Origin of the sequence: Capillimicrobium parvum, from assembly GCF_021172045.1 — a bacterium.
Taxonomy (GTDB): Bacteria; Actinomycetota; Thermoleophilia; order Solirubrobacterales; family Solirubrobacteraceae; genus Capillimicrobium; species Capillimicrobium parvum.
On the sequence record NZ_CP087164.1, the window covers coordinates 3,400,282 to 3,422,449 of the forward strand.

A 22,168-nucleotide genomic window follows, 5' to 3' on the forward strand; every position below is an offset into this window, starting at 1 on the left:
CTGGAGGCGGATTCTCGCCATCGCCGTGCCGGTCATCGCGATCGGCGCGCTGGGCGCGGTGATCTTCTCGCGCCGGAACACGTTCTTCGGCGCGATCGACGCGGCTCCGGTGTGGCTCCTGGGCGCCGCCGTCGTGCTCCAGCTCCTCGCGCTCCTCGCCCGCGCCGAGGCGTGGCGCGTCTGTGTCGGCGCCGCCGGGTCGCGCGTCTGCCGCCGCGGCGTGTTCCACGCGTCCGGCATCGGCGGGCTCGTCGGCATCATCAACGGGCCGAGCGGCGTGGCCGCGCGGATCGGCGCGCTGCGCCAGGCCGGTGCGCAGCATCCGAACTCGCCGCGCGTCGGCGCGCTCGTCACCGCCGAGGTGCCGATCGTCGCCGTCGAGGCGATGCTCGCCGCACTGACGTCGTTCACGCTGCTCGGGCCGCTCGGGCTGCCGTGGTGGTCGGCCGTGCTGTGCGTCGTCGTGGCGATCGCGCTCGGTGCCGGTCTCAGCATCCTCGCGCGCCGCCACACCAATGGGCCGTGGAGCGGGCTGGGTGCGCTGCGCACACTCGAGGGCCGCGGACGGATCGTCGGGTTCGTCCTCATCGCGGTCTTCGCGCAGATCGCGCGCAACTGGCTCGCGCTGCACGCGATCGGCGTGGACGCCTCGATCTTCGACGCGATCGCCGTGCTCATCGCGATGGTCGTGCTCAGCCAGCTGCCGCTCGGGCCGAGCGTCGGCGCGGCCGCCGTCGTGCTCATCCTCGGGGCGAACGGCGTGGCGCTGACCGCCGCCGCGGGCGTCCTGCTCTCGGCGACGGGCATGGCGGGGACGCTGTGCTTCGGCGCGTGGGCCCTCGCGGACCGGGTGCGCCCGATCCGCCGCGCCGCGTTCTGATCCGGCTCGCCGCCCGCGGCGAGTGTCAGGATGGCTTATATTGCCGGCCATGAGCACCTCCGAGCCCCCCGCGATCGCCGGCCTGGTCAGCGACATCGCCGGCCTGCCCCGGCACGCCGGCACGCACCTGGGCCACACCGACTGGCGGACCGTGACGCAGGCCGAGGTCGACCAGTTCGCCGACCTCACCGACGACCACAACTTCATCCACGTCGACCCCGAACGCGCCGCCCAGACGCCGTTCGGCTCGACGATCATGCACGGCTACTTCACGCTGTCGCTGCTGGCGCCGGTCACGCAGACGCTCCTGCAGGTCACCGACGCGGCCATGAACGTCAACTACGGCCTCGAGAAGGTCCGCTTCCCGGCGCCCGTGCCGGTCGGCGCGCGCTTTCGCGGCGGCGCCGAGCTCACCGAGGTCACCGAGGTCAAGGGCGGCGTGCAGACGAGGGTGGTCGCCACGATCGAGGTCGAAGGATCCGAGAAGCCCGCGCTCGTCGCCGAGTGCCTGTTCCGCCACTACGCATGAGGCCCTGTGGGTCGTCATCCGGGGACGTTGAGACTCTGACGGAGGCTGCTCGATGACCCCCTCCGTGAAGCTCGACGGCAAGGTCGCCGTCGTCACCGGCGCGGGGCGCGGCCTCGGGCGCGCGTACGCCGAGGCGCTCGCGCAGGCCGGTGCGGCGGTCGTCATCAACGACGTCGACGGCGACTCGGCGGGCGAGACCGTCGCCGCGATCGAGGGCGCCGGCGGACGCGCGGTGGCCGAGATCGGCCCGGTCGGCCCCAGCGAGACCGCCGACGCGGTCGTCGCCCGGGCGGTCAGCGAGTTCGGACGCCTCGACGTGATGGTGACGAACGCCGGCGTCCTGCGCGACACGGTCCTCTGGAAGATGAGCGACGAGCAGTTCGACCTCGTCATCGCGACGCACCTGCGCGGCACGTTCACCTGCGCGCGGGCGGCGGCGGTGCGCTGGCGCGAGCAGGGCGACGGCGGGCGGCTCATCGTCGTCGGCTCCCCCGCCGGCCAGTACGGCAACTTCGGGCAGACGAACTACGCCGCGGCGAAGGCCGGCATCGTCGCCTTCGCCCGGACGTGGGCGATGGAGCTCGCCCGCGCCCAGGTCACGGTCAACGCGATCGTCCCGACCGCGTGGACGCAGATGACGGCGACGATCCCCGTCTACGCGCCGCTCGTGGAGCGCGTCGAGCGCGGCGAGGGGCTGCCGCGCGAGGTGCGTCAGGCCCATGCGGTCGGCCTGCCGCAGGACAGCGCCCCGCTGGTCGTGTTCCTCGCGTCGGAGGCCGGCGCGGGCGTGACCGGGCAGGCGATCGGGATCGGCGGCGACAAGCTGTCGATGTACACCCATCCCGCCGAGACGGTCAGCGCGTTCTACGAGGGCGGCTGGACCGCGGAGGCGATCGCCGAGAACTGGGCGACGACGCTCGGGCCGGCGGCCCAGCCGTACGGGGTGCGGCTCCCGGAGCTCGACCTGGGCTGACCGGGCGGGCTAGCGGGCGCGGAGCGTGCGCATGCAGCTGATGAGCCCGTCGAGGACGATCTCGCGGTGCTCGGGGGGCACGTCGGCCAGCATCTCGTCCTGCAGCGCGCCGACGACGGGGTCGACCTGGGCGAGCAGCTCCTCCCCGGCGTGCGTGAGCCGCGTGCGCAGGATGCGCGCGTGCGACGGATCGACGGTGCGCTCGACGAGGCCCCGCCGCTCGAGCTCGGCCACCACGTCGTTCATGGACTGCGGCGTCATGAGCGACCGCCGCGAGAGCTGGGCGTTCGACAGGCCCGGCCGGGCGCGCAGGACAGACAGCGCGGTCAGCTCGGGGACGCTGAGGCCCCACGGCGCCAGGGCCTTGCGCAGTTCGCGGCGGACGCCCTGGTTGACGCGACCGACGACGTAGACGAGGGACGGCGTCGCTTCCGCCGAGACGGGAGGAGTGGCGGGCACGGGCTGAACGTACCAACGCGGTCGGCGCGGCGGGGCGCATCGGCTCAGTCCGGGCGCGGGCGCACCGCCATCGTCACGCGGCTGCTGGCGCACAGCCGGCCGTCGTCGTCGAGCAGATCGACGTCCCAGACCCACGTCGTGCGGCCGCGGTGCCGGGCGCGGGCATGTGCGTGGAGGGTCCCGGACCGGCACGGTCGCAGGAAGCTCGTGTTGTTCGACTGCCCCATCGCGCCGTCGCCGCGGGGCCAGACGTGGGCCAACGTCGCCTCGCTGGCGGTCACCTCGGCCAGCGCGGCGTAGACCCCGCCGTGCACGACGCCGAAGCGCTGGCAGACGCGATCGGTCACCTCGACCTCGCCGCGCGCCTCGTCCTCGCCGATCTCGGTCAGCCGGAAGCCGAGCACGCCGTCGAGGCTGCGCGGGCCGGGAACGGGATAGCGCTCGAGGACGTCGGCCATGCCGAGCGTCTCACGGTGCTCGTCGGGCGCGATCCCGGTCATGCCGGCACCCCGCGCGGCGCGCTGACCTCGGCGTGGGTGGCCAGCAGCCGGCGCAGGCCCTCGTCGTCTCCCCCGCGGCCCGCCGGCCGGCGCCCCATGCCGCACTCGCAGGCGACGCCGAACGCGGGCAGATGCTCCTGGGCGGTCCGGATCCGGGCGCGCGTGCCCTCGACTCCGTCGCGGCTGTGGACGAGGCCGAGGTAGACCTCGGTGTCCGGCGGCAGGACCAGGCGGTCGAGTGGGGCGAAGAACGCATCGTCGGTGCGGTCGATCGGGACCGGCAGGTGGACCCAGTCGACGGGCCGGGCGGTCGCGGCGACCATGCGGTTGGCGATGTCGACCATGACCCCGGCGTCCGTAGGCTGGTGGAAGTGCTCGTGGCGGAAGTCGCCGTAGCACAGGTGCAGTCCGAGCTCGACGCCGGCGGACACCGCGTCGGACAACCGGGCGACGCGCTCGACGATCCCCTGCTCGACGCCGGCGAACGGCGCGGGCAGCCAGCGCTCCCACATCCAGACCTCGATGCAGACGTCCCACTGGATCGCGAGGTCCTCGTGCGGCACCGCGCCGAGGATGCGGTCGAGCTCGTCGAGCATGCGCGCCTCGTAGGGCGGCTCCACCGCGGCCTGCGCCTCGTCGACGACGAACATCGCGACCGGCGCGAGCGGGGTCGGGAGGCTGACCTGGAAGCGCGTGCCCGCCGGGACGGCGCCCTCGTCGCGCAGGCGGGCGAACGTGGCGTACGAGTCCAGCGCGGCCGCGGCGTAGCCGAGCTCGCCGAACTCGGCGGCGGCGGGATCGGTGCCGGGAAGCGGGCGAAAGCGCGGCGTCGGCGGATACGTGTCAGGGCCCGGCTTGACGAGCTCGAACCCCGGGAGCTTGAACGTGCGCCCCTGCCACGCGACCCAGCCGGCGCGGTCGCCGGTCTCGCCGTCGGGGATGCGGGAGAGGCGGTCGCCGAGGGTCTCGGCCGCCGTCCGGAAGACCGCCTCGGCGGTCTCGAGCGGCACGCTGCCCACCAGCAGCGCCCCGCAGGGCTGGTCATTGCTCATGGCCAGCCACGATAGTCATTCTTTGGCGGTCACGTCAACTTGATGCCTAACATTAGCTAGGCTGGCGGCCGTGCCGGCCCCCGTCCGTCCTCAGCCCCTGCTCTTCGCGTTCCTCGCCGTCCACGTGCTGGACCGCGGCATCGCGGTCGCTTCGCAGAGCGTCGTCGACGTCCTCGGCCGGGCCGGCGTGGCCGAGCACGCGGCACGCACCACGCTCAGCCGCATGGCCCGCCGCGACCTCCTCGCCCGCCACCGCCGCGGCCGCCGGGTCTACGTCGGCCTGACCGAGCGCTCGACGGCGGTCCTGCGCGACGGCAACGCGCGCGTGTACGGCCCGCTCGACGAGCCGTGGGACGGGGCGTGGACGCTCCTGCGCTTCACGGTTCCGGAGGCGCGCCGGCGCGACCGCCGCGCGCTGCAGTCCCGGCTGCGGTGGGCCGGCTTCGGGCAGATCGACGGGCTGTGGCTCTCGCCGCGGGAGGTCGACGTCGCCGCGCTGCTCGGCGGCGAGCCCGACGGCCTGCGCGCGTTCCGGTCGCGCGCCCTGGCGCCGACCACCGACGAGCAGCTGGTCCGCGACGCGTTCGACCTCGACGCGCTCGCCGCCCGCTACCGCGCGTTCGCCCAGCGTTGGCGCGACCGCCCGTCCCCCGGCGCCGATCCGCTGGCCGAGCAGATGCTGCTGAACGCCGACTGGCTGGAGTTGCGCGCCGCCGACCCCCGCCTGCCGCTGCGCTACCTGCCCGGGGGGTGGCCGGCGGTCGACACGGCCGCCGTGTTCGCGCGCGTCGACCGCGTCCTGCGCGGGCCCGCAGCCCGCGCGGCGGCGGGACTCGACGCGATCAGTGCGTCCGGTCGATGATCGTCGACAGGACGATCATCGTGCGCGTGCGGACGATGTTCGGGTCGCGGCGCAGGCGCTCGACGAGCTTCTCGAGGTGGTCGATCGAGTCGACGCGGGCTCGCACGAGCGCATCGGCGTCGCCCGAGACGGTGAACGCGGTGACGATCTCCTCGACGTCGTGCAGCGAGGCGTGCATGTCCGCGGGCGAGGTGCGGTCCGCGCAGTAGATCTCCATGACCGTCTCGACGGCGGGCGAGATCAGGCTCGGCTCGACGATCGCGGTGTAGCCCGTGATCACGCCGTCGCGCTCGAGGCGGTCGACGCGGCGCTTGACGGCGGTCGCGGAAAGCGCCACCTGCTCGCCGATCTGGGCGAACGTGCGCTTGGCGTTCTCGCGCAGCAACGCAATGATCCTGCGATCCGTGTCGTCGAGAGGGCGGCTGAGCTGCGTCTTGGGGACCATGGAGTGCGTCTCGCTTGCCAGACGCTACCGGAGCGCGACACTCGCGTCATGGCCGTCACGACGCTGCCCGGCGCCCGGTTCGAGCGCCCCGAGCCGCCCGCGGTCCTCGAGCTCGACGGCGGCTCGCTGACGATCGGGGACGTGCTGGCCGTCGCGCGCCGCCGGCGCATCGTGCGCGTCTCCGCGGCCGCGGCCCGCCGTGTGCGCGCCGCCCGCGCGCTGAAGCAAGACCTGCTGGAGCGCGAGATCCCGATCTACGGGGTCACCACCGGATTCGGCGACAGCGCGAACCGCCAGATCGCCCCCGACCGTGCGGATCGCCTGCAGCAGAACCTGCTGCGCAACCTCGGCTGCGGCACCGGCCCCGCCGCGTCGCCCGAGGTCACCCGCGCGACGATGCTGCTGCGCGCCAACTGCCTGGCGAAGGGCAACTCCGGCGTGCGCCTCGAGCTCGTCGAGCAGCTCCTCGCCCTGCTGAACGCGGACGTGCTGCCGCTCATCCCGGAGCGCGGATCGTGCGGGGCGAGCGGCGACCTCGTCCCCATGTCCTACGTGGGCCGCGCGCTGTCGGGCGAGACCGAGGTTCTGTTCGATGGCCGCGTCTGCGACGCCGCCGCCGCCCTGGCGGAGCTGGGGCTCGAGCCGATCGCGCTCGAGGCCAAGGAGGGGCTGGCGATGGTCAACGGGACGTCGTTCATGACGGCCTTCGCCTGCCTGGCCGCGGGCGACGCCCGGCGCCTGGCCGACACGGCCGACGTGCTCACCGCGATGGCCGCCCAGGCGCTGCTCGGCAACCGCGGGCACTTCAACGCCTTCCTGTTCGACGAGGCCAAGCCGCACCCCGGGATGGTCGCCTCGGCCGGCCACATCCGCGCGATGCTGGCCGACTCGGACCTCGCGCTCGACAGCGAGGAGCTCTTCGCCGGCGGCATGCACGGCAGGGGCTTCGTCGAGCTCGACCGCCAGGTCCAGGACAAGTACTCCATCCGCTGCGCGCCCCACGTCACGGGGATGCTGCGCGACACGCTCGAGTGGGTCGAGCGCTGGATCGCCGTCGAGATGAACTCCTCCGACGACAACCCGCTCTTCGACTGCGACGGCGGCCGGGTGCACAGCGGCGGCAACTTCTACGGCGGTCACATGGGCCAGGCGATGGACGCGCTCAAGGTCGCGCTCGCGAACCTGTGCGACCTGCTCGACCGCCAGCTCGAGCTCGTGGTCGACGAGAAGTTCAACATGGGGCTCACGCCGAACCTCATCCCGCCGATTCAGGCCGACGACCCCGAGGCGGGCCTGCATCACGGCTTCAAGGGGATGCAGCTGTGCTGCTCGGCGATGACCGCCGAGGCGCTCAAGCAGTCCAACCCCGCGACGATCCACTCGCGCTCGACCGAGGCCCACAACCAGGACAAGGTCTCGATGGGCACGATCGCGGCGCGCGACGCGCGGACCATCGCGGAGCTGGCCTCGAACATCGCGGCGATCCACGCGATCGCGGTGTGCCAGGCCCTCGAGCTGCGCGGGGTCGAGCTCGCCTCGCCGCGCACCCAGGCCGTACACCGGCGCATGCGGGCCGACGTCGCGTTCCTCGAGCGCGACCGGCGCCTCGACGCCGACGTCGCGATCGCGGCCGACATGATCCTGGAGGGCGAGCTGACGGCGGCGGCGGGGCTCGGCCAGACGTAGCCGGGAACCGCCGCCGCCCGCTTGCCCCGCCGCTACTGCCGGCCCGCGGCGGCCAGGGCGTCCTTCAGCTGCTGCTCGGTCTCGTCGCTCAGCGACGTCTGGATGACCGTCCCGGGGACCTTGATCTCGGGAAGGATCTTGTCGGCGGTCACCTTGCGGATGAGGAGGATGAGCGCGGCGTTGCCCGGCTCGAGCTCCTCGCCGAGCTGCTTCATGAACTTGTCGTCGACGCCGTGGTCGGCGAGTGCGCCGGACGCCGCGCCGGCCGCGGCGCCCAGCGCCATGCCGAACAGCGGCACGAAGAAGATCAGCCCGATCAGGCCGCCCCACAGCGCGCCGCCGGCGGCGCCGATGCCGGCCATCGACGGCTGGTGAAGCTTGACCTTGCCATCCTGCCGGCGCTCGACGACGACCACGTCCTCGAGCTCGATGAGATGCTGCTTGACCGCGTCGCCGAGGTTGCCGGCCACCTGCTGCGCGGTCGCGACGTCGGGGTAGGCGATCGCCACCAGATCACTCACGGGAAAGCTCCTGTCGTTGATGCAGGGACCGCGCGCCGAGCGCGTGCCCTCATCAAACACCACGCCGCGCCCGCGCTCAAGGCGGGCCTGCACGCCGAAGACCGATCGGATGCAGCGCTTGACCCGATGCGCCAACCCTGCGCAGAATGGCGACAACCTGTCTCGCGGGAGGATGGATCATCGATGGATACGGATAAGCCGGGCACGAAGAGGCGTGGGCTCGGAGCAGCCCTGCTCGTGGCGGTCCTGGCGCTGGCGCTGTTCGCGCCATCGGCCGGAGCGCAGGTCTTCCCGAACCAGACGCTCATCAGGATCCCGGCCACCGGGACCCAGGGACCGGCCACGCCGTACCCCTCGACGATCAACGTGACCGGCATGACCGGCGCGGTGACGAACGTGACGGCGACGATCACGGGCTTCAGCCACACCTTCCCGAGCGACGTCGACATCCTCCTCGTCGGCCCCTCCGGCCAGAACGTCGTCCTGCTGGCGGACACCGGCGGCTCCACGGACGTCAACAACGCCACCATCACCTTCAACCAGGCCTCGCTGAACTCGGTGCCGACCCCGATCGTCCCCGGCACGTTCCGCCCGACGAACGGCGGCGCCTTCACCGGTCCCGCACCAGCTCCGCCGCCGCCGTACGGCTCGTCGCTGGCCATCTTCAACGGCACGGTGCCCAACGGCGCCTGGAACCTGTTCGTGTTCGACGACGCGGCCGGCGACACCGGCCAGATCACCCTCGGATGGAGCCTCGACGTCACGACGAACGGCCCGACGATCTCGTCGTTCGCCCCGGCCACCGGTCCGGCGGGGACGCCGATCGTCATCACGGGCACGAACCTCACCGGCGCCACCGCGGTCACGTTCGGCGGCGTCCCGGCCGCGGCGTTCACGGTGAACTCGCCGACCACGATCACCGCCACCGTCCCGGCCAATGCCGTGTCGGGGCCGATCACGGTCACGACGCCGAACGGCTCAGCGAGCAGCACGGCGAACTTCGCCGTGAGCCCGCCACCCACGATCACCTCGTTCACGCCGACGTCGGGCAAGGTCGGCACCCAGATCACGGTCACCGGCACGAACCTGACCGGCGCGACGGCGCTCACCGTCGGGGGAGCGGCGGCGACCGGGGTCACCGTGAGCTCGCCGACGCAGCTCACGGCGACGATCCCGCCGGGCGCGGGAGCGGGGACGCTCCAGGTCACGACGCCGGGCGGCTCCGGGTCGAGCTCGTCGGCGTTCCAGGTGATCCACAGCCGCCGCGTGTCGCTGTCGCTCACACGCACGCGCGCCCGTGGATCCGTGACCGCCACGGACGGGTTCACGAAGTGCGCGTCCGGCATCCCGATCCAGCTTCAGGTCCGCTCGCGCGGCCGCTGGCGCCGGGTGTCGAGCGACCTGACCACGACGACCGGGCGCTTCAGCTTCTCCAACAGCGCCGCCGGCCGCTACCGGGCGGTCGCACCGCACGCGAACCTCAGCAGCGGCGACATCTGCAACCGCGGGGCGTCCTCGTCCGCGCGTCGCTCGTCGCGCCGCTGAGCCGCAGCTGACCGCAGCAGTCTTCGCGCCGCCGGGACCTGGTCCCGGCGGCGCGATGTGCTTTCCGGGGCGACGATCCCGGTCGCGCGGGTGCCCCTGCGTCGGGGCGGCGCCGCGCCGGCCGCGAGCGCGAGCCGCTGGTCCGCCACCTGCGCGTCGTGCCGATCGCGGTCGACGGCACCACCCTGTACCTGCCGCCCGCCCGCCCGCCGCGCGGCGTGACGCGTCGGCGAACGGCTCAGCCCGCGGCGCGCGTCAGCGCACGCCGCGTGAGCACCCGCGCGAGGTGGCGCTTGTACTCCGGCGTGGCGTTCAGGTCGCTGGGGGGATCGGTCCCCTCGGCGGCGTTCTCGGAGGCGCGGGCGATCGCGTCGGCGTCGAGCGCGCCGCCGCGCAGCGCATCCTCGACCGCCGTCGCGCGCAGCGGCGTCGAGCCCATGTTCGTGAACGCCACGCGGACGTCCTCGCAGGTGCCGTCGCCGGCGCGCTTGACCAGGGCGCAGACGCCCACCATCGCCCAGTCCTCGGCGCGCCGCGTGAACTTCTCGTAGGCGTGGCCGTAGCCGTCGAGCGCGGGCAGGCGGACCTGCGTGACGATCTCGTTCGGCTCGAGCGCCGTCGTGAGGTAGTCGAGGAAGAGGTCGCCGGCGGCGACCTCGCGCTCGCCCCCCGGGCCGCGGGCCACGACCGCGCCCTCGGCGGCCAGGAGCACCGTCGGCAGGTCCGACGCGGAGTCGCCGTGGGCCAGCGAGCCGCCGATCGTCCCGCGGTTACGCACCTGCTGGTCGGCGATCGTGCCCGCGACCACCGAGGCCAGGCCCATCTCGGGCTTGGCCTGCAGCTCGGCATGGCGCGTGAGCGCGCCGATCCGCCAGTCGCCGTTGGTCCGGTCGATCCCGCGCAGGTCGGAGACGTGGCGCAGGTCGATGAGCAGCGACGGCACCGCCAGGCGCAGCTTCATGAGCGGGATGAGCGAGTGCCCGCCCGCGAGCAGCTTGGCGTCCTCGCCCCCCTCGCCCAGCAGCCGCAGCGCGTCGTCGAAGGACGCGGGGGCGACGTAGTCGAACTCCGAGGGGATCATCGGACCACCCCTGTCTGGTTGTCGTTGGATGAGGCGTTTGGGCGGGTGGTGCCCCGGGCCTCCTGGATCGCGTTCCACACCCTGACCGGGGTCAGGGGCATGTCCATGTAGTTGACGCCCAGCGGGCGCACGGCGTCGATGACCGCGTTGAGGATGGCCGGCGTCGCGCCGATCGTCCCGGCCTCGCCGATGCCCTTGACGCCGAGCGAGTTCACCGGCGAGGGGGTCTCCGTGCGGTCGGTCTCGAACGACGGCACCTCGGCCGCGGTCGGCAGCGCGTAGTCGACGAACGTGCCGGTCACGAGCTGTCCGGCCTCGTCGTAGACGACCTGCTCGTAGAGCGCCTGCCCGATCGAGTGCACGACGCCGCCGTGCACCTGACCGTCGATGAGCATCGGGTTGATCGCCGGGCCGCAGTCGTCGACCGCGACGTAGCGCACGACCTCGACCTTCCCGGTCTCGGCGTCCACGTCGACGATCGCCGCGTGCGCGCCGAACGGGAAGACGAAGTTGCTCGGGTCGTAGAAGGCGACCTCCTCGAGCCCCGGCTCCATGTTCTCCGGGATGTCCTCGGGGATGTAGGCGAGGCCCGCGACCTCGGCCAGCGTGAGGCCCTGGTCGGGCTGGCCGCGCACGGCGAACTTCCCGCCGACGACCTCGATGTCCTCGGGGGCCGCCTCGAGCTTGTGCGCGACGAACGCCTTGGCCTTCTCGACGACCTTCGCCGTCGCCCGGGCGACCGCCTCGCCGCCGACCGCCAGCGTGCGCGACCCGTACGTGTCGAGCCCGTTGGGGCCGGTGGCGGTGTCGCCGTGGATGATCTCGACCTGCTCGGGATCGACGCCGAGGCGGTCGGCCACGATCTGCGCGAACCCCGTCTCGTGGCCCTGGCCGTGCGGCGACGTGCCGGTGTAGACGGTCACCGTGCCCGTCAGGTGCACGCGCACGAGCGCCGACTCCCAGCCGCCGGCCTGCAGGCCGAAGCCGCCCGGGCCGACGACGCGCGACGGCGCCAGGCCGCAGATCTCCGTGTACGTCGAGAAGCCGATGCCGCGGTACGTGCCTTCTCCGCGCAGGCGCTCCTGCTCGGACCGGAACTCCGCGACGTCGACGTGCTCGAGCAGCTTGGCCAGCGTGCCCTCGTAGTTGCCGGAGTCGTAGACCACGCCGATCGCCGTCTCGTACGGGAAGGCGTCGGCGGGGATGAAGTTGCGCCGGCGCACGTCGAGCGGGTCGAGCCCCAGCTCGTGCGCGAGCTGGTCGAGCGCGACCTCGATCATGTGCGTCGCCTCCGGCCGGCCGGCGCCGCGGATCGCGTCGGTGGCGAACTTGTTCGTCATGACGCCGGTGATGTCGGTCTGGACCGCCGGGAAGCGGTAGCAGCCGCTCATCACGAACGCGCCGAGCGACGGGATCGTCGGCGTCAGCAGCATCATGTACGCACCGAGATCCGCGAGGATCTTCGCGTGGAAGGCGGTGACGGTGCCGTCGCGCTTGGCGCCCACGCGGACGTCGGCGATCTGGTCGCGCCCGTGATGGGTGACCGCCATCGCCTCCGACCGCGTCTCGCACCACTTGACCGGTCGGCCGAGCCGGCGCGCGGCCCAGGCGCAGAGGATCTCCTCGCCGTAGATCTGCAGCTTGGAGCCGAACCCGCCGCCGACCTCCGGGGCGATGACGCGGACGCGCTCCTCGCTGAGGCCGAGGAGGATCGCGAGGAACAGGCGCAGGAAGTGCGGCACCTGCGTCGACGACCACACCGTGATGTGGCCCGCGCGCTCCTCGGCGAGCACCGCCCGCGGTTCGATCGCCCCGCCGGCCGTGCGGTGGTTGCGGATCCGCCGCTCGATGACGACCTCGGCCTGGTCGAACCCGGCCTGCAGCGCCTCCTCGCCGACGCCGAGCGACCACTCGTGGACCTTGTTCGACGACAGGTCGGCGTGGACGAGCGTCTCGTCGCGCAGCGCCGCCTCGGGATCGGTGACGACGGGCAGCGGCTCGTACTCGACGACGACCTGCTCGGCGGCGTCGACCACGCCGTAGCGGTCCTCGCCGATGACCACGGCGACCGGATCGCCGACGTGGCAGACCTCGCCACGGGCCAGCGGCCAGTGCTCGGGGACGTTGAGCTCGACGCCGGGCGGCACCCACGCCATCGGCAGCGGGCCCTGCAGGTCGCTCATGTCCTCGTTCGTGAAGACCGCGACGACGTCGTCGCGCTCCAGCGCGCCCGACGCGTCGACCGACGTGATCTTCGCGTGCGCCTCGGGCGAGCGCACGAACGCCACCCAGAGCGTGCCGACCGGCGTCATGTCGTCGACGTACGTCGCGCGGCCCGTGATCAGCCGCGGGTCCTCCTTGCGCTTCATCGAGCGCCCGACGAAGCCTCCCGGCGCCTGCTCGACCGCGGTCATGCGCCGGCCCCCTCCGAGGCCACGGCGCGCCCGACCGCCGCGCCCTCGGGCGTCGGGCCGGGATGGTCGATCTCGCCGGCGTGCGGGTGCTCGGCCGCGGCCGCGACCGCCTTGACGATGTTGTGGTAGCCGGTGCAGCGGCACAGGTTGCCCTCGAGCCCGGTGCGGATCTCGGCCTCCGACGGGTGCGGGTTGCGCGCGAGCAGGTCGGCGGCCGACATGATCATCCCCGGCGTGCAGTAGCCGCACTGCAGGCCATGGTGCTCCCAGAACGCCTCCTGCAGCGGGTGCAGCTGGTCGCCCTGGGCCAGGCCCTCGATCGTCGTGACCTTCGTGCCGTCGGCCTGGACCGCCAGCACGGTGCAGCTCTTGACCGCCTCGCCGTCGAGATGCACGGTGCACGCGCCGCAGTTGCTCGTGTCGCATCCGACGTGCGTCCCGGTCAGGCCGAGCTGGTCGCGCAGGAGGTGCACGAGCAGGAGCCGAGGCTCCACGTCGAGCTCGTGGACTCTGCCGTTGACGGACAGGCGGACCGGAACCTTGCTCACGTCGTCTCTCCTCCTCAGGGCGTCACGTCGAACCTCAGACCCGGGACATTCGCAGTCGCCGGGGCGCTGCGCAAGCCGATCGTCGGTTCCCCACGGCGCTGCGCGCCGGCGGTCGCCGGGCGCGCGGCGGCGGGTCAGTGCATCTCCTGGCCGCCGGTGACGTTGATCGCCTCGCCGGTGATGTAGCCCGCGGCCGGCGAGACGAGGAAGCCGACGGCCTGGGCGATGTCGTCGGGCGTCGCCATGCGGCCGAGCGGGATGGTGCGCAGCACCCGCTTGCGGTACTGCTCCTCGGTGATCCCGGCCATCGCCGAGTAGCGCTCGTACACCCCGCCCTTCACCGCCAGCAACGGCGTGTCGACCGTGCCCGGGCACACCGCGTTGACCGTGATGGCATGCGGGCCGAGCTCGTGGGCGAGCGACTGGGTGAAGCCGAGGGCGGCGAACTTCGCGGCGCAGTAGGCCGACAGCAGCGGCAGGCCGGTCTTGGCGGCCTGCGACGCGATCGTGACGATCCGGCCGCCGTCGCCCTGCTCGATCATCTGCCGCGCCGCCGCGCGCGAGCAGAGGAAGACGCCGGTCGCCATCACGTCGAGGTTCAGCCGCCAGTCGGCCTCGTCGAGCTCGACGACCGGCGTGAGCCCGACGCCGAGGCCCGCGTTGTTGACGAGCACGTCGAAGCGGCCGAAGCGCTCGACGGCGCCGTCGACGAGCGCCTGGACGTCGCCGGCCCGCCGCACGTCGCAGGGCAGCGCGTGGACGTCGCCGAGCGCCCCGAGGGCGTCGCGCGCGTCGCGCAGATCGCTCGCTCCGGCCGACTCGTAGTCGGGGTGCGTGTCGAGCGGGCCGCCGAGGTCGGAGATCACGACCTGCAGCCCGTCGCGCAGCAGCCGGGCGGCGATCGCGCGACCGATCGAGCCCGCTCGCGCCGCGCCGGTGACCACCGCGACCCGGGGCCCGTCGCCCGGGCTCATCAGCGGTACTGCTCCAGGTCCCAGCTCTCGAGCGACGCCTTCAGGTGCACCGCGGCGCGGGTCGCGTACGCGCCGTCGATCGCGCGGTGGTCGAACGTGATCGCCGGGCGCATGACCGGCCGCACGACGACCGCCTCGCCGCCGTCGGGCAGGTCGACGACCCACGGCCGCCGCGCGATGACGGGCAGCCCGAGGATCGCCACCTGCGGCTGGTTGATGATCGCCATCGCGGAGGCGGCGCCGACCGAGCCGGGGTTCGAGATCGTGAATGTCCCGGCGCGCATGTCGTCGGGGGTGAGCTTGCGCGCGCGGGCGCGCTCGGCGAGGCCGGCGAAGCGCTCGCCGAGCCCCTCGACCGTGAGCTGCTCGCAACCGCGCGCCACGGGGACCAGCAGGCCCTGCGGCGTGTCGACCGCGATGCCGAGATTGACCTGGCGCCAGCGGATCATGCGCTCGACCTCGAACGTCGCGTTGAGGTCGGGGAACTCGCGCAGCGCGGCGCACATCGCGCGGGCGATGAACGGCAGGAACGAGAGCTTGGGCAGGCCCGCCTCGGCGCGCTCGGCGTTCAGCCGCGCGCGGGCCGCGGTGAGGCGGTGCAGGTCGACGTCGACCTCGGTCGTCATGTGCGCGGCGGTCTGGCGCGAGCGGATCATGTGCGCGGCGGTGACGCGGCGCAGATGGCTCGTCGCGACGATCTCGTGCGCGACGTCGTCGTAGCCGCGCGGAAGGTCGCCGGCCGCGACCGGGGCGCCGGGCTGCGGCGCCCCTGGCTGGTCGCGCGCGGCGAGCACGTCGCGCTTGGCGATCCGTCCGCGGCGGCCGGTCCCGGAGACGGTGCCGAGGTCCACCCCGAGCTCCTCAGCGAGCCGCCGCGCGACCGGCGAGGCGACGATGCGGCCCGGCGGGCCGGTGCGGTCGAGCGCCTCGTCGGCGGCGGCGACCGGGTCGAAGGCGGCGGGAGCCGGCGTCGCCGGCGCGGACACGGAGGCGGCGGCCGGCGCGGCGTCGGCGGCCGGCGCGGCGTCGTCACCCGGCGCGGCGTCGTCACCCGACGCGGCGTCGTCACCCGACGCGGCGTCGTCACCCGGCGCGGCGTCGGCGTCGTCACCCGGCGCGTCGTCGTCCGTCTCACCGGCGAACCGCAGCAGCGGCGCGCCGACGGCCACGGTCTCGCCCTCCGCGGCCAGCAGCTCGCCGACGACGCCCGCGATCTCGGCGACGACCTCGGTGTCGACCTTGTCCGTGGACACCTCGCAGACGGCCTGGCCCTCCGCGACCGCGTCCCCGACGGCGACATGCCAGGCGGTGACGACGCCCTCCTCGACGGACACGCCCATCTGCGGCATCCGGACGGTCACAGCGCCCTCAGCTCGCGCGCGGCGCCGGCGATCGCGTCGACGTTCGGGATGACGAGCTGCTCGAGCTCCGGGTCCTGCGGGATCGGCGTGTCGAGTGCGCCGAGCCGCCACACCGGCGCGTCGAGCGCGAAGAACGCCCGCTCGGAGATCTGCGCCGCGATCTCCGCGCCCGCCCCCGCGGTCCGTACCGCCTCGTGCACGACGAGCGCCCGTCCCGTCCGCTCGACCGAGGCCAGGATCGTCTCCATGTCGAGCGGCACGAGCGTGCGGGGGTCGATCACCTCGAGCTCGATGCCCTCCGCGGCAAGCGCCTGCGCCGCCTCCAGTGCCCGCCCCACCATCAGCCCGGTGGCGACCACGGTGAGGTCCGCTCCCGGGCGCACCACCGCCGCCTGCCCGAACGGCACGAGCACGTCGTCGCCGTCGGGTACCTCGCCCTTGACCCGGTACAGGCCCTTGTGCTCGAAGAACAGCACGGGATCGCGGTCGCGGATCGCCGTCTTCAGCAGCCCCTTGGCGTCCGCCGGCGTGGCCGGCAGCACGACCTTGAGCCCCGGCACGTGCATGCCGAACGCCTCCAGCGACTGCGAGTGCTCGGCTCCCGCCCCGCCGACCAGCCCGGTCGGCAGGCGCAGCGTCACGGGCATCTCGAACGCCCCGCCGTGCATGTAGCGCCATTTCGCGAGCTTGTGGAAGACCTCGTCGCCGGCCGTGAACAGGAAGTCCGCGAACTGCAGCTCGACGACCGGGATCGTCCCCGCCAGCGCCGCGCCCGCCGCGCCGCCGACGATGAACGTCTCGTTGATCGTCGTGTCGCGCACGCGCAGCGCGCCGAACTCCTCCATCAGCCCGCGCGTGACGCCGAAGACGCCGCCCATGCGCCCGACGTCCTGCCCCATCATCCACACGCGCTCGTCGCGGCGCATCTCCTCGGCGAGCGCCGCGTTGATCGCCCGGGCGTAGCTCAGCGCCGCCATCACCCGTCCGCCCACACGTCGCGCAGCACCACGGACGGGTCGGGCCGCTCCGCCGCGAGCGCGCGGTCGAACGCCTCCTCCACCTCGGCGCGGGCGCCCTCGTCGAGCGCGTCCGCGCGCCCGTCGTCGCCGAGCAGCGCGCGCAGCTTCGGCACCGGGTCGTCGGGGATCTCGTCGGGGTTGGTGAGATCGTCGCGGTACGGCTGGCGGTCGCCCTCGAAGTGCCCGCGTATGCGCAGCGTCTTGGCCTCGACGAGCGTCGGCCCCTCCCCGGCCCGTGCGCGGGCCACCGCCTCGTGCGCCGCGGCGAACACCGCCAGCGGATCCTGCCCGTTGACCACGACCCCCGGCACGCCGTAGGCCGCGGCGCGGTCGGCGATGTCGCGGGTCGGGCTCTGCTCGGCGATCGGCGCCGAGATCGCCCAGCCGTTGTTCTCGCAGACCCAGACGAGCGGCAGCTTCCACACCGCGGCCTGCAGGCCCGCCTCGTGGAACGTCCCCCGCGCCGCCGCGCCGTCGCCGAAGAACACGACGGTGACGCGGCCGTCGCCCAGCAGCTGCGACGCCACCGCCGTCCCCGCGCCGAGGACGAAGTTCGACCCGAGCGTTCCGCCCTGCCCCATCACGCCGAGCTCGGGATCGGCGAAGTGCACGGTGCCGCCGCCCTTGCCCCGCGTCGACCCGGTCACCCGCCCGAGCAGGTCGCCGAACAGCAGGTCGAGCGACATGCCCTTCGCGTACGCGTAGCCGAGCCCGCGGTGCGCGTAGAACAGCCGGTCGCGCGGCTCCATCGCCGCGACGGCGGCCGCCTGCAGACCCTCCTGGCCGATCCCGGGATGCCAGAACCCGCCGAAGCCCACCTCCTCGACGTGCCGGCGCAGCCGCAGCTCGGCGGCGCGGATCGTCACGACCTGGCGGTAGAGCTCGACGAGCCCGGCGTGATCCAGGCCGTCGGGGAGCGTGGCCGTCGTCACGGCGCGTGCACCTCCAGCGGCGCGCCGAAGCGCTCGGAGAAGAGCAGCTCGCCGACCGGCAGCCGCGTCAGCCGGCGCGGGAACGGCCGCTCGGGATAGCCGACGACGACCTGGCAGGCGCTGACGAACTCGTCAGGGATCCCGAGCAGCGCGCGAACCCGCTCGTCGTACGCCCCGCACAGCAGCGTCGTCATCGCCGTGGCCACGCCCTGCTCGCGCAGCGCGAGCAGGAGGTTCTGCACCGTCGGATACACGGACGCGCCGCCGACGATGCTCAACCGGTCCAGTCCCGTGTCCGTGGCGAAAAGATCGGAGAGCCGCGCGCACACCACCACGATCGCCGGATGCTCGCCGTAGGCAAGCGCGAACCTGTTGGCCTCTTCGAGCATCCGCGCCGCGCGCTCGCCGCCCACGCGGTGCCCGCCCTGACCCCCCGCGCGGGCACGCTCGTAGTACGCGAGCCACGGTTCGCGGTACCACTCCCCGAGCTGCCGGCGGGCCCGGGCGTCGCGCACGACGACGTACCGCACCGGCTGGCGATTGCCGCCGGACGCCGCGAACCGCGCCGCGTCCACCGCCCGCGCCAGCACCTCGTCGGGCACCGGCTCGGGCCGGAACCGCCGGCACGTGCCGAGCGTCGTCATCGCTTCGCGCAGCTCCATCAGCGCGCCCCCTGGCGTTGGCGGGCGAGCCGCCGGAACGCGTCGACGATCTCGTCGCGCTCCGCGCTCGCCAGCACGGCGGCATCGATGCCCTTGGCCAGCACCTCGTCGCGGTCCGAGGCGGTGACGACCGATCCGCCGACCACCACCGGCACCGGCGGCGACAGGTCATGCAGCATCTCGGCCAGCTCCTGGGCGTAGTAGAGGAACTCCCACGAATGGCAGGAGATTCCGACGACGTCGGCGTCCTCGTCGGAGGCGATCGCCGCCACCGTCGCGGGCAGGTTGAACCGGCCCGCGTAGATGACCTCGAAGCCGGCGTCGCGCAGGAGCGCCGCGACCGCGAGCGCCCCCGCCTCGTGCTGGTCGAGCCCCAGCACCGTGACGACCGCGCGGATCGGCGGCCCCGGGTCGCTCACCGCGGACGCTCCGCGCCGCCCAGCGGGTCGTACGGCGCGCCGTAGGCCTCGCGCATGACGCCGGTGCACTCCCCCATCGTGGCGTCGGCCTCCAGCGCGGCGACCAGCGCCGGCATCAGGTTGGCCTCGCGCCACCGCGCCGCGTCCTCGAGCACGTCGAGCGCCGCCGCCACCGTCGGGACGTCGCGCGCGGCCTTCCACGCGCGGACCTCGTCGATGACGTCGTAGTACGGCTCGATGCGCTTCTCGGCGATGTCGCGCAGCAGCGTGTCGTCCTCGGGCGCCAGGCGGTGCGCGTTGACGCCGACCACCGGCCGCGATCCGTCGTCGATCTCCCGCGCCCGGTCGACCATCGCCTCCGCGAAGATCGCCCGGAAGTAGCCCTGCGACGAGAGGTCCGCGATGTCGCCGAGCCCCTCGATCTCGCGCACGCGGGCCTCGATCGCGCGCTCGAGCTCGTCGGTGAGCGCCTCGACGTGGTGCGAGCCGGCGAACGGGTCCTCGACGTCGGCGACGTCGGTCTCGAGCGCGACGATCTGCTGCGTGCGCAGCGAGACGATGTGCGCCTCGCGCGACGGCGTGCGGACCGCCTCGTCGAACGCGGAGATCTCCATCGCCCGCACCCCGGCCATCGTCAGCGCGAGCGTCTGGATCGCCCCGCGCACGACGTTGTTGACGAGCTGGGCGCTCGTCATCGTCGCTCCCGAGGTGTGCGCGGCCACCTTGATGTCGAGCGAGCGCGGGTCCCGGGCGCCGAACTCGTCGCGCATCATGCGTGCGTACAGACGCCGCGACGCGCGGATCTTCGCGATCTCCTCGAAGAACCCCATGCGGCAGTTGACGAGCAGGGCGATCCGCGGCGCGAACCGGTCGACCGCCACCCCGCGGGCGACGAGCCGGCGGACCACCTCGCGGATCTCGACGAACCCGAGCGCCATCTCCTCGACCGCCTCCACGCTACCGTCGGAGATGTAGTACGTGTCCTCGACGAACGGGTGGAACCTCGGCATGTGCTCGCTGCAGAACTCGATCGAGTCGCACGCCAGCCGCAGGTGCAGCTCGAGCGGCAGGTTCGCGGCGTAGCCGGTGTCCTCCACGAACAACGGCCCGAGGATGGCCGAGCCGCGCAGCACCGCCGGGTCGACCGCGTGGTCGCGCGCCGCGAGGTACAGGCCCGCGGCGGCGAACCCCGACGGCAGCGAGTGCGACACGCTGACGCGCTCGAGCGGGATGCCGTCGTAGAGCGCGCGGAAGTCCGCGGCCCGGCAGATCGAGACGCCCTGATTGCCGACCGCGTGGCGCGCATGCGGGTGGTCGGGGTCCATGAACGCCTCGGTCGGGGCGTCGCCGATCACGTCGAGCCCCGTCGCCCCGTGGTCGAGCAGGTAGCGGAACTGCTCGTTGGAGCGCGACGCCGGCCCCTCGCCGGACAGCGCGCGAACGATCTGCTCGCGGCGCGGGCGGGCGGCGGCCTCAGCCATCGGCGCCCGGCCTCCCCAGCGAGACGGTGTTCAGCGCGGCGCCGCCGTCGATGCCGATGGCCTGACCCGTGATGTACGCGGCGGCGGGGGAGACGAGGAACGCGACGAGGGCGGCCACCTCCTCGGGATGCCCCATCCGGCCCATCGGCATGAGCCGGCCGCCGATGCGGTCGACGACCTCGGCCGGCATGCCGAGCGCCGCCGGGGTGCCGATCATGCCCGGCAGCACCGCGTTGGCGGTGATCCCACGGCGCACGTTCTCGGCGGCGATCGTGCGGACCATCCCGACGAGGCCCGCCTTCGACGCGGCGTAGGCGACCTGCCCGGGGGCGCCGAACGCGCCGCTCACGCTCGACATCACGACGACGCGGCCGAACCCCCGCGCGCGCATCCCGCCCAGGCACGCCTGCACGACTCGGAAGCTGCCGCTGAGGTTCACCGCCAGGTCGCGCTCCCACTTCTCGCGGCTCATGCGGTGCGCGGGCGAGAGGATCGTCGTCAGGCCGGCGTTCGAGACGCACACGTCGGCGTCGTCGAGCGCCGGGACGTCGTCGCGCTCGAGATCGAGGACGAGATCCGCCGGCGGGGCGACGTCGAGCGTGACGACGTCGAAGCCGTCGTCACGCAGGCGCTGCACGAGCGCGGTCCCGATCCCGCCGTTGGAGCCGGTGACCAGCGCGCGCATCAGCCGACCTCGGCAAGGACCTTGAGGTCGTCGCCGGGATCGGTCGCCAGGCGCTCGAGCTCGCCCGGCACGTCCTCGAGGCCGACGCGCCGGGTGATGAGCGCCTCGGCGTCGAGCGCGCCGGCGGCGATCATGGCGGCGACGCGCTCGAGGTCGTGCGCGTAGCCGAGGCTGGCGACGAGCGTGCGCTCGTAGAGGACGAGCTGACGCGCCGGGTCGATCGCCGGCGGCGTCTTCGGCAGCCCGACGAGCACGATCGTGCCGCCGCGCACGGTCATGTCGGGCGCCGCCTCGAGCGCGGCGGGCACCCCGCTGGCGTCGACGACGAGCCGCACCTCGCCCACCGTCTCGCGCACATGCTTCGCGACCTCGCGCGGCGTCCCTGACGGCGCGATCACGGCGTGGCCCGCGGCCTCGGCCCGGGCCCGCCGGCCCGGATGCGGCTCGCTGACCGTGACGTCGAGCCCCATCGCGGCGCCCACGGCGGCGGTGGTCGCGCCGATCGGGCCGTAGCCGAGGACCACGACCCGCTCGCCCGCCCGCGCGCCGCCGCGATCGAGCGCGTGCAGCCCGACCGCCAGCGGCTCGAGCAGCGCGCCCGCCTCGTCGGAGACGTCGTCGGACAACGGGATCGCCGCGTAGGCCGGGAAGCGCACCAGCGGGGCGAAGGCGCCGTCGGAGCACAGGCCGATCGAGCCCGACGACGGGCACAGGTTGTACTGGCCCGAGCGGCATGCGGCGCACACCCCGCAGCGCCAGCACGCGTCCGCGGCCACGCGGTCGCCGACCGCGACCTCCGTCACGCCGGGTCCCACCGCGGTGATCCGCGCCGAGAACTCGTGGCCGAGCGTGACCGGCGGCTCCTGGCCGCTCAGCCGGTGCGTCCGGCCGGGGCGGATGGCGAACGGCCCGTGCGCGTACTCGCCGACGTCGCTTCCGCAGATGCCGCAGAAGCGCACCTCCGCCTCCACCATCCCCGCGCTGAGCGGCAACTCCAGGTCCACCTCGTCAAGGCGCACGTCGCGGCGGTTGTGCCAACGCACAGCGAGCATGCCCGGACCCTATAACCGGTCGCCCGACCCACTGCTAGCGTCGCGCCGGGCTCTCGTAGGTTGGTCCAAAGAGGGAGCCGACGATCGA

23 protein-coding genes are annotated in these 22,168 nt (G+C 73.7%); 6 read left to right on the plus strand and 17 right to left on the minus strand.

Annotated features, from left to right (window positions below; all coding sequences use genetic code 11):
* Window positions 1-25 precede the first annotated feature (25 nt).
* From DSM104329_RS16620 to DSM104329_RS16630, 3 genes are read left to right on the plus strand one after another with little or no spacing between them, the layout of a single operon-like run.
* The gene (locus DSM104329_RS16620) at window positions 26-880 is read left to right on the plus strand and encodes a hypothetical protein (protein ID WP_259310966.1); all 855 of its coding nucleotides are present in this window, start codon (window positions 26-28) and stop codon (window positions 878-880) included.
* 49 nt (window positions 881-929) lie between these two features.
* Window positions 930-1,409 carry a MaoC family dehydratase gene (locus tag DSM104329_RS16625; protein WP_259310967.1) on the plus strand — a complete coding sequence of 160 codons (480 nt, stop codon included), beginning with the start codon at window positions 930-932 and terminating at the stop codon, window positions 1,407-1,409.
* A 52-nt stretch (window positions 1,410-1,461) separates the two neighbouring features.
* Window positions 1,462-2,382: an SDR family NAD(P)-dependent oxidoreductase gene (locus DSM104329_RS16630; RefSeq protein ID WP_326924442.1), complete on the plus strand. Its 921-nt coding sequence runs from the start codon at window positions 1,462-1,464 to the stop codon at window positions 2,380-2,382.
* A 9-nt stretch (window positions 2,383-2,391) separates the two neighbouring features.
* Here DSM104329_RS16630 and DSM104329_RS16635 read toward each other — a convergent pair whose 3' ends face one another.
* Genes DSM104329_RS16635 through DSM104329_RS16645 form a run of 3 tightly spaced genes read right to left on the minus strand, consistent with a single transcriptional unit; the run spans window position 2,392 to window position 4,393 of the window.
* Window positions 2,392-2,841, minus strand: coding sequence for a MarR family winged helix-turn-helix transcriptional regulator (locus tag DSM104329_RS16635; protein ID WP_259310968.1), 450 nt, complete (start codon window positions 2,839-2,841; stop codon window positions 2,392-2,394).
* 44 nt (window positions 2,842-2,885) lie between these two features.
* Window positions 2,886-3,341, minus strand: a complete 456-nt coding sequence (locus DSM104329_RS16640; RefSeq protein ID WP_259310969.1) for a PaaI family thioesterase — start codon at window positions 3,339-3,341, stop codon at window positions 2,886-2,888.
* Window positions 3,338-4,393: a uroporphyrinogen decarboxylase/cobalamine-independent methonine synthase family protein gene (locus tag DSM104329_RS16645; protein ID WP_259310970.1), complete on the minus strand. Its 1,056-nt coding sequence runs from the start codon at window positions 4,391-4,393 to the stop codon at window positions 3,338-3,340. Before DSM104329_RS16645 ends, DSM104329_RS16640 begins: the two co-directional genes overlap by 4 nt.
* A 70-nt stretch (window positions 4,394-4,463) precedes the next feature.
* Here DSM104329_RS16645 and DSM104329_RS16650 point away from each other — a divergent pair, with 70 nt between their 5' ends.
* A complete protein-coding gene (locus DSM104329_RS16650) occupies window positions 4,464-5,255 on the plus strand; it encodes a PaaX family transcriptional regulator (RefSeq protein WP_259310971.1) in 792 nt (263 codons plus the stop codon).
* Here the strand turns inward: DSM104329_RS16650 and DSM104329_RS16655 are convergent.
* A complete protein-coding gene (locus tag DSM104329_RS16655) occupies window positions 5,236-5,700 on the minus strand; it encodes an Lrp/AsnC family transcriptional regulator (RefSeq protein ID WP_259310972.1) in 465 nt (154 codons plus the stop codon). The genes DSM104329_RS16650 and DSM104329_RS16655 overlap by 20 nt on opposite strands.
* Before the next feature lie 48 nt (window positions 5,701-5,748).
* Between DSM104329_RS16655 and DSM104329_RS16660 the strand changes: the two genes are divergently transcribed.
* Entirely contained in the window at window positions 5,749-7,386 is a 1,638-nt protein-coding gene (locus DSM104329_RS16660; protein ID WP_259310973.1) for an HAL/PAL/TAL family ammonia-lyase, read from the plus strand.
* A 32-nt stretch (window positions 7,387-7,418) separates the two neighbouring features.
* Here DSM104329_RS16660 and DSM104329_RS16665 read toward each other — a convergent pair whose 3' ends face one another.
* Window positions 7,419-7,907, minus strand: a complete 489-nt coding sequence (locus tag DSM104329_RS16665; RefSeq protein ID WP_259310974.1) for a DUF1269 domain-containing protein — start codon at window positions 7,905-7,907, stop codon at window positions 7,419-7,421.
* A 183-nt stretch (window positions 7,908-8,090) separates the two neighbouring features.
* On the opposite strand from DSM104329_RS16665, the gene DSM104329_RS16670 reads away from it, so the two are divergent.
* Window positions 8,091-9,452, plus strand: coding sequence for an IPT/TIG domain-containing protein (locus tag DSM104329_RS16670; protein ID WP_259310975.1), 1,362 nt, complete (start codon window positions 8,091-8,093; stop codon window positions 9,450-9,452).
* A 238-nt stretch (window positions 9,453-9,690) separates the two neighbouring features.
* On the opposite strand, the gene DSM104329_RS16675 is transcribed toward DSM104329_RS16670, so the two are convergent.
* The 12 genes from DSM104329_RS16675 to DSM104329_RS16730 all read right to left on the minus strand — a co-directional run bounded on the left by DSM104329_RS16675 (window position 9,691) and on the right by DSM104329_RS16730 (window position 22,080).
* A complete protein-coding gene (locus tag DSM104329_RS16675) occupies window positions 9,691-10,533 on the minus strand; it encodes an FAD binding domain-containing protein (RefSeq protein ID WP_259310976.1) in 843 nt (280 codons plus the stop codon).
* Entirely contained in the window at window positions 10,530-12,947 is a 2,418-nt protein-coding gene (locus DSM104329_RS16680) for a xanthine dehydrogenase family protein molybdopterin-binding subunit (RefSeq protein ID WP_259310977.1), read from the minus strand. Before DSM104329_RS16680 ends, DSM104329_RS16675 begins: the two co-directional genes overlap by 4 nt.
* Window positions 12,944-13,495 (minus strand): (2Fe-2S)-binding protein, encoded by a 552-nt coding sequence (locus DSM104329_RS16685; RefSeq protein ID WP_259310978.1) that lies wholly within the window; start codon window positions 13,493-13,495, stop codon window positions 12,944-12,946. The genes DSM104329_RS16680 and DSM104329_RS16685 overlap by 4 nt, the downstream gene beginning before the upstream one ends.
* Window positions 13,496-13,629: 134 nt before the next feature.
* Window positions 13,630-14,469, minus strand: a complete 840-nt coding sequence (locus DSM104329_RS16690; RefSeq protein ID WP_259310979.1) for an SDR family NAD(P)-dependent oxidoreductase — start codon at window positions 14,467-14,469, stop codon at window positions 13,630-13,632.
* On the minus strand, window positions 14,469-15,830 hold the full coding sequence (locus DSM104329_RS16695) for a dihydrolipoamide acetyltransferase family protein (protein ID WP_259310980.1): 1,362 nt from the start codon (window positions 15,828-15,830) through the stop codon (window positions 14,469-14,471). Before DSM104329_RS16695 ends, DSM104329_RS16690 begins: the two co-directional genes overlap by 1 nt.
* On the minus strand, window positions 15,827-16,822 hold the full coding sequence (locus DSM104329_RS16700) for an alpha-ketoacid dehydrogenase subunit beta (protein ID WP_259310981.1): 996 nt from the start codon (window positions 16,820-16,822) through the stop codon (window positions 15,827-15,829). The genes DSM104329_RS16695 and DSM104329_RS16700 overlap by 4 nt, the downstream gene beginning before the upstream one ends.
* On the minus strand, window positions 16,807-17,781 hold the full coding sequence (locus DSM104329_RS16705; protein WP_259310982.1) for a thiamine pyrophosphate-dependent dehydrogenase E1 component subunit alpha: 975 nt from the start codon (window positions 17,779-17,781) through the stop codon (window positions 16,807-16,809). The genes DSM104329_RS16700 and DSM104329_RS16705 overlap by 16 nt, the downstream gene beginning before the upstream one ends.
* On the minus strand, window positions 17,778-18,443 hold the full coding sequence (locus DSM104329_RS16710; RefSeq protein WP_259310983.1) for a nitroreductase family protein: 666 nt from the start codon (window positions 18,441-18,443) through the stop codon (window positions 17,778-17,780). Before DSM104329_RS16710 ends, DSM104329_RS16705 begins: the two co-directional genes overlap by 4 nt.
* Entirely contained in the window at window positions 18,443-18,862 is a 420-nt protein-coding gene (locus tag DSM104329_RS16715) for a cobalamin-dependent protein (protein ID WP_259310984.1), read from the minus strand. Before DSM104329_RS16715 ends, DSM104329_RS16710 begins: the two co-directional genes overlap by 1 nt.
* Window positions 18,859-20,343: a methylmalonyl-CoA mutase family protein gene (locus tag DSM104329_RS16720; protein ID WP_259310985.1), complete on the minus strand. Its 1,485-nt coding sequence runs from the start codon at window positions 20,341-20,343 to the stop codon at window positions 18,859-18,861. The genes DSM104329_RS16715 and DSM104329_RS16720 overlap by 4 nt, the downstream gene beginning before the upstream one ends.
* Window positions 20,336-21,028, minus strand: coding sequence for an SDR family oxidoreductase (locus tag DSM104329_RS16725; RefSeq protein WP_259310986.1), 693 nt, complete (start codon window positions 21,026-21,028; stop codon window positions 20,336-20,338). The genes DSM104329_RS16720 and DSM104329_RS16725 overlap by 8 nt, the downstream gene beginning before the upstream one ends.
* A complete protein-coding gene (locus DSM104329_RS16730) occupies window positions 21,028-22,080 on the minus strand; it encodes an alcohol dehydrogenase catalytic domain-containing protein (RefSeq protein WP_259310987.1) in 1,053 nt (350 codons plus the stop codon). Before DSM104329_RS16730 ends, DSM104329_RS16725 begins: the two co-directional genes overlap by 1 nt.
* Between the last annotated feature and the right edge of the window lie 88 nt (window positions 22,081-22,168).

Coding starts and splice junctions, on each gene's coding strand:
- DSM104329_RS16730 (WP_259310987.1), bottom strand. CDS start 22,080: ATGCTCGCTGTGCGTTGGCACAACCGCCGCGACGTGCGCCTTGACGAG.
- DSM104329_RS16625 (WP_259310967.1), top strand. CDS start 930: ATGAGCACCTCCGAGCCCCCCGCGATCGCCGGCCTGGTCAGCGACATC.
- DSM104329_RS16675 (WP_259310976.1), bottom strand. CDS start 10,533: ATGATCCCCTCGGAGTTCGACTACGTCGCCCCCGCGTCCTTCGACGAC.
- DSM104329_RS16660 (WP_259310973.1), top strand. CDS start 5,749: ATGGCCGTCACGACGCTGCCCGGCGCCCGGTTCGAGCGCCCCGAGCCG.
- DSM104329_RS16630 (WP_326924442.1), top strand. CDS start 1,462: ATGACCCCCTCCGTGAAGCTCGACGGCAAGGTCGCCGTCGTCACCGGC.
- DSM104329_RS16655 (WP_259310972.1), bottom strand. CDS start 5,700: ATGGTCCCCAAGACGCAGCTCAGCCGCCCTCTCGACGACACGGATCGC.
- DSM104329_RS16690 (WP_259310979.1), bottom strand. CDS start 14,469: ATGAGCCCGGGCGACGGGCCCCGGGTCGCGGTGGTCACCGGCGCGGCG.
- DSM104329_RS16670 (WP_259310975.1), top strand. CDS start 8,091: ATGGATACGGATAAGCCGGGCACGAAGAGGCGTGGGCTCGGAGCAGCC.
- DSM104329_RS16680 (WP_259310977.1), bottom strand. CDS start 12,947: ATGACCGCGGTCGAGCAGGCGCCGGGAGGCTTCGTCGGGCGCTCGATG.
- DSM104329_RS16710 (WP_259310983.1), bottom strand. CDS start 18,443: ATGGAGCTGCGCGAAGCGATGACGACGCTCGGCACGTGCCGGCGGTTC.
- DSM104329_RS16645 (WP_259310970.1), bottom strand. CDS start 4,393: ATGAGCAATGACCAGCCCTGCGGGGCGCTGCTGGTGGGCAGCGTGCCG.
- DSM104329_RS16725 (WP_259310986.1), bottom strand. CDS start 21,028: ATGCGCGCGCTGGTCACCGGCTCCAACGGCGGGATCGGGACCGCGCTC.
- DSM104329_RS16720 (WP_259310985.1), bottom strand. CDS start 20,343: ATGGCTGAGGCCGCCGCCCGCCCGCGCCGCGAGCAGATCGTTCGCGCG.
- DSM104329_RS16640 (WP_259310969.1), bottom strand. CDS start 3,341: ATGACCGGGATCGCGCCCGACGAGCACCGTGAGACGCTCGGCATGGCC.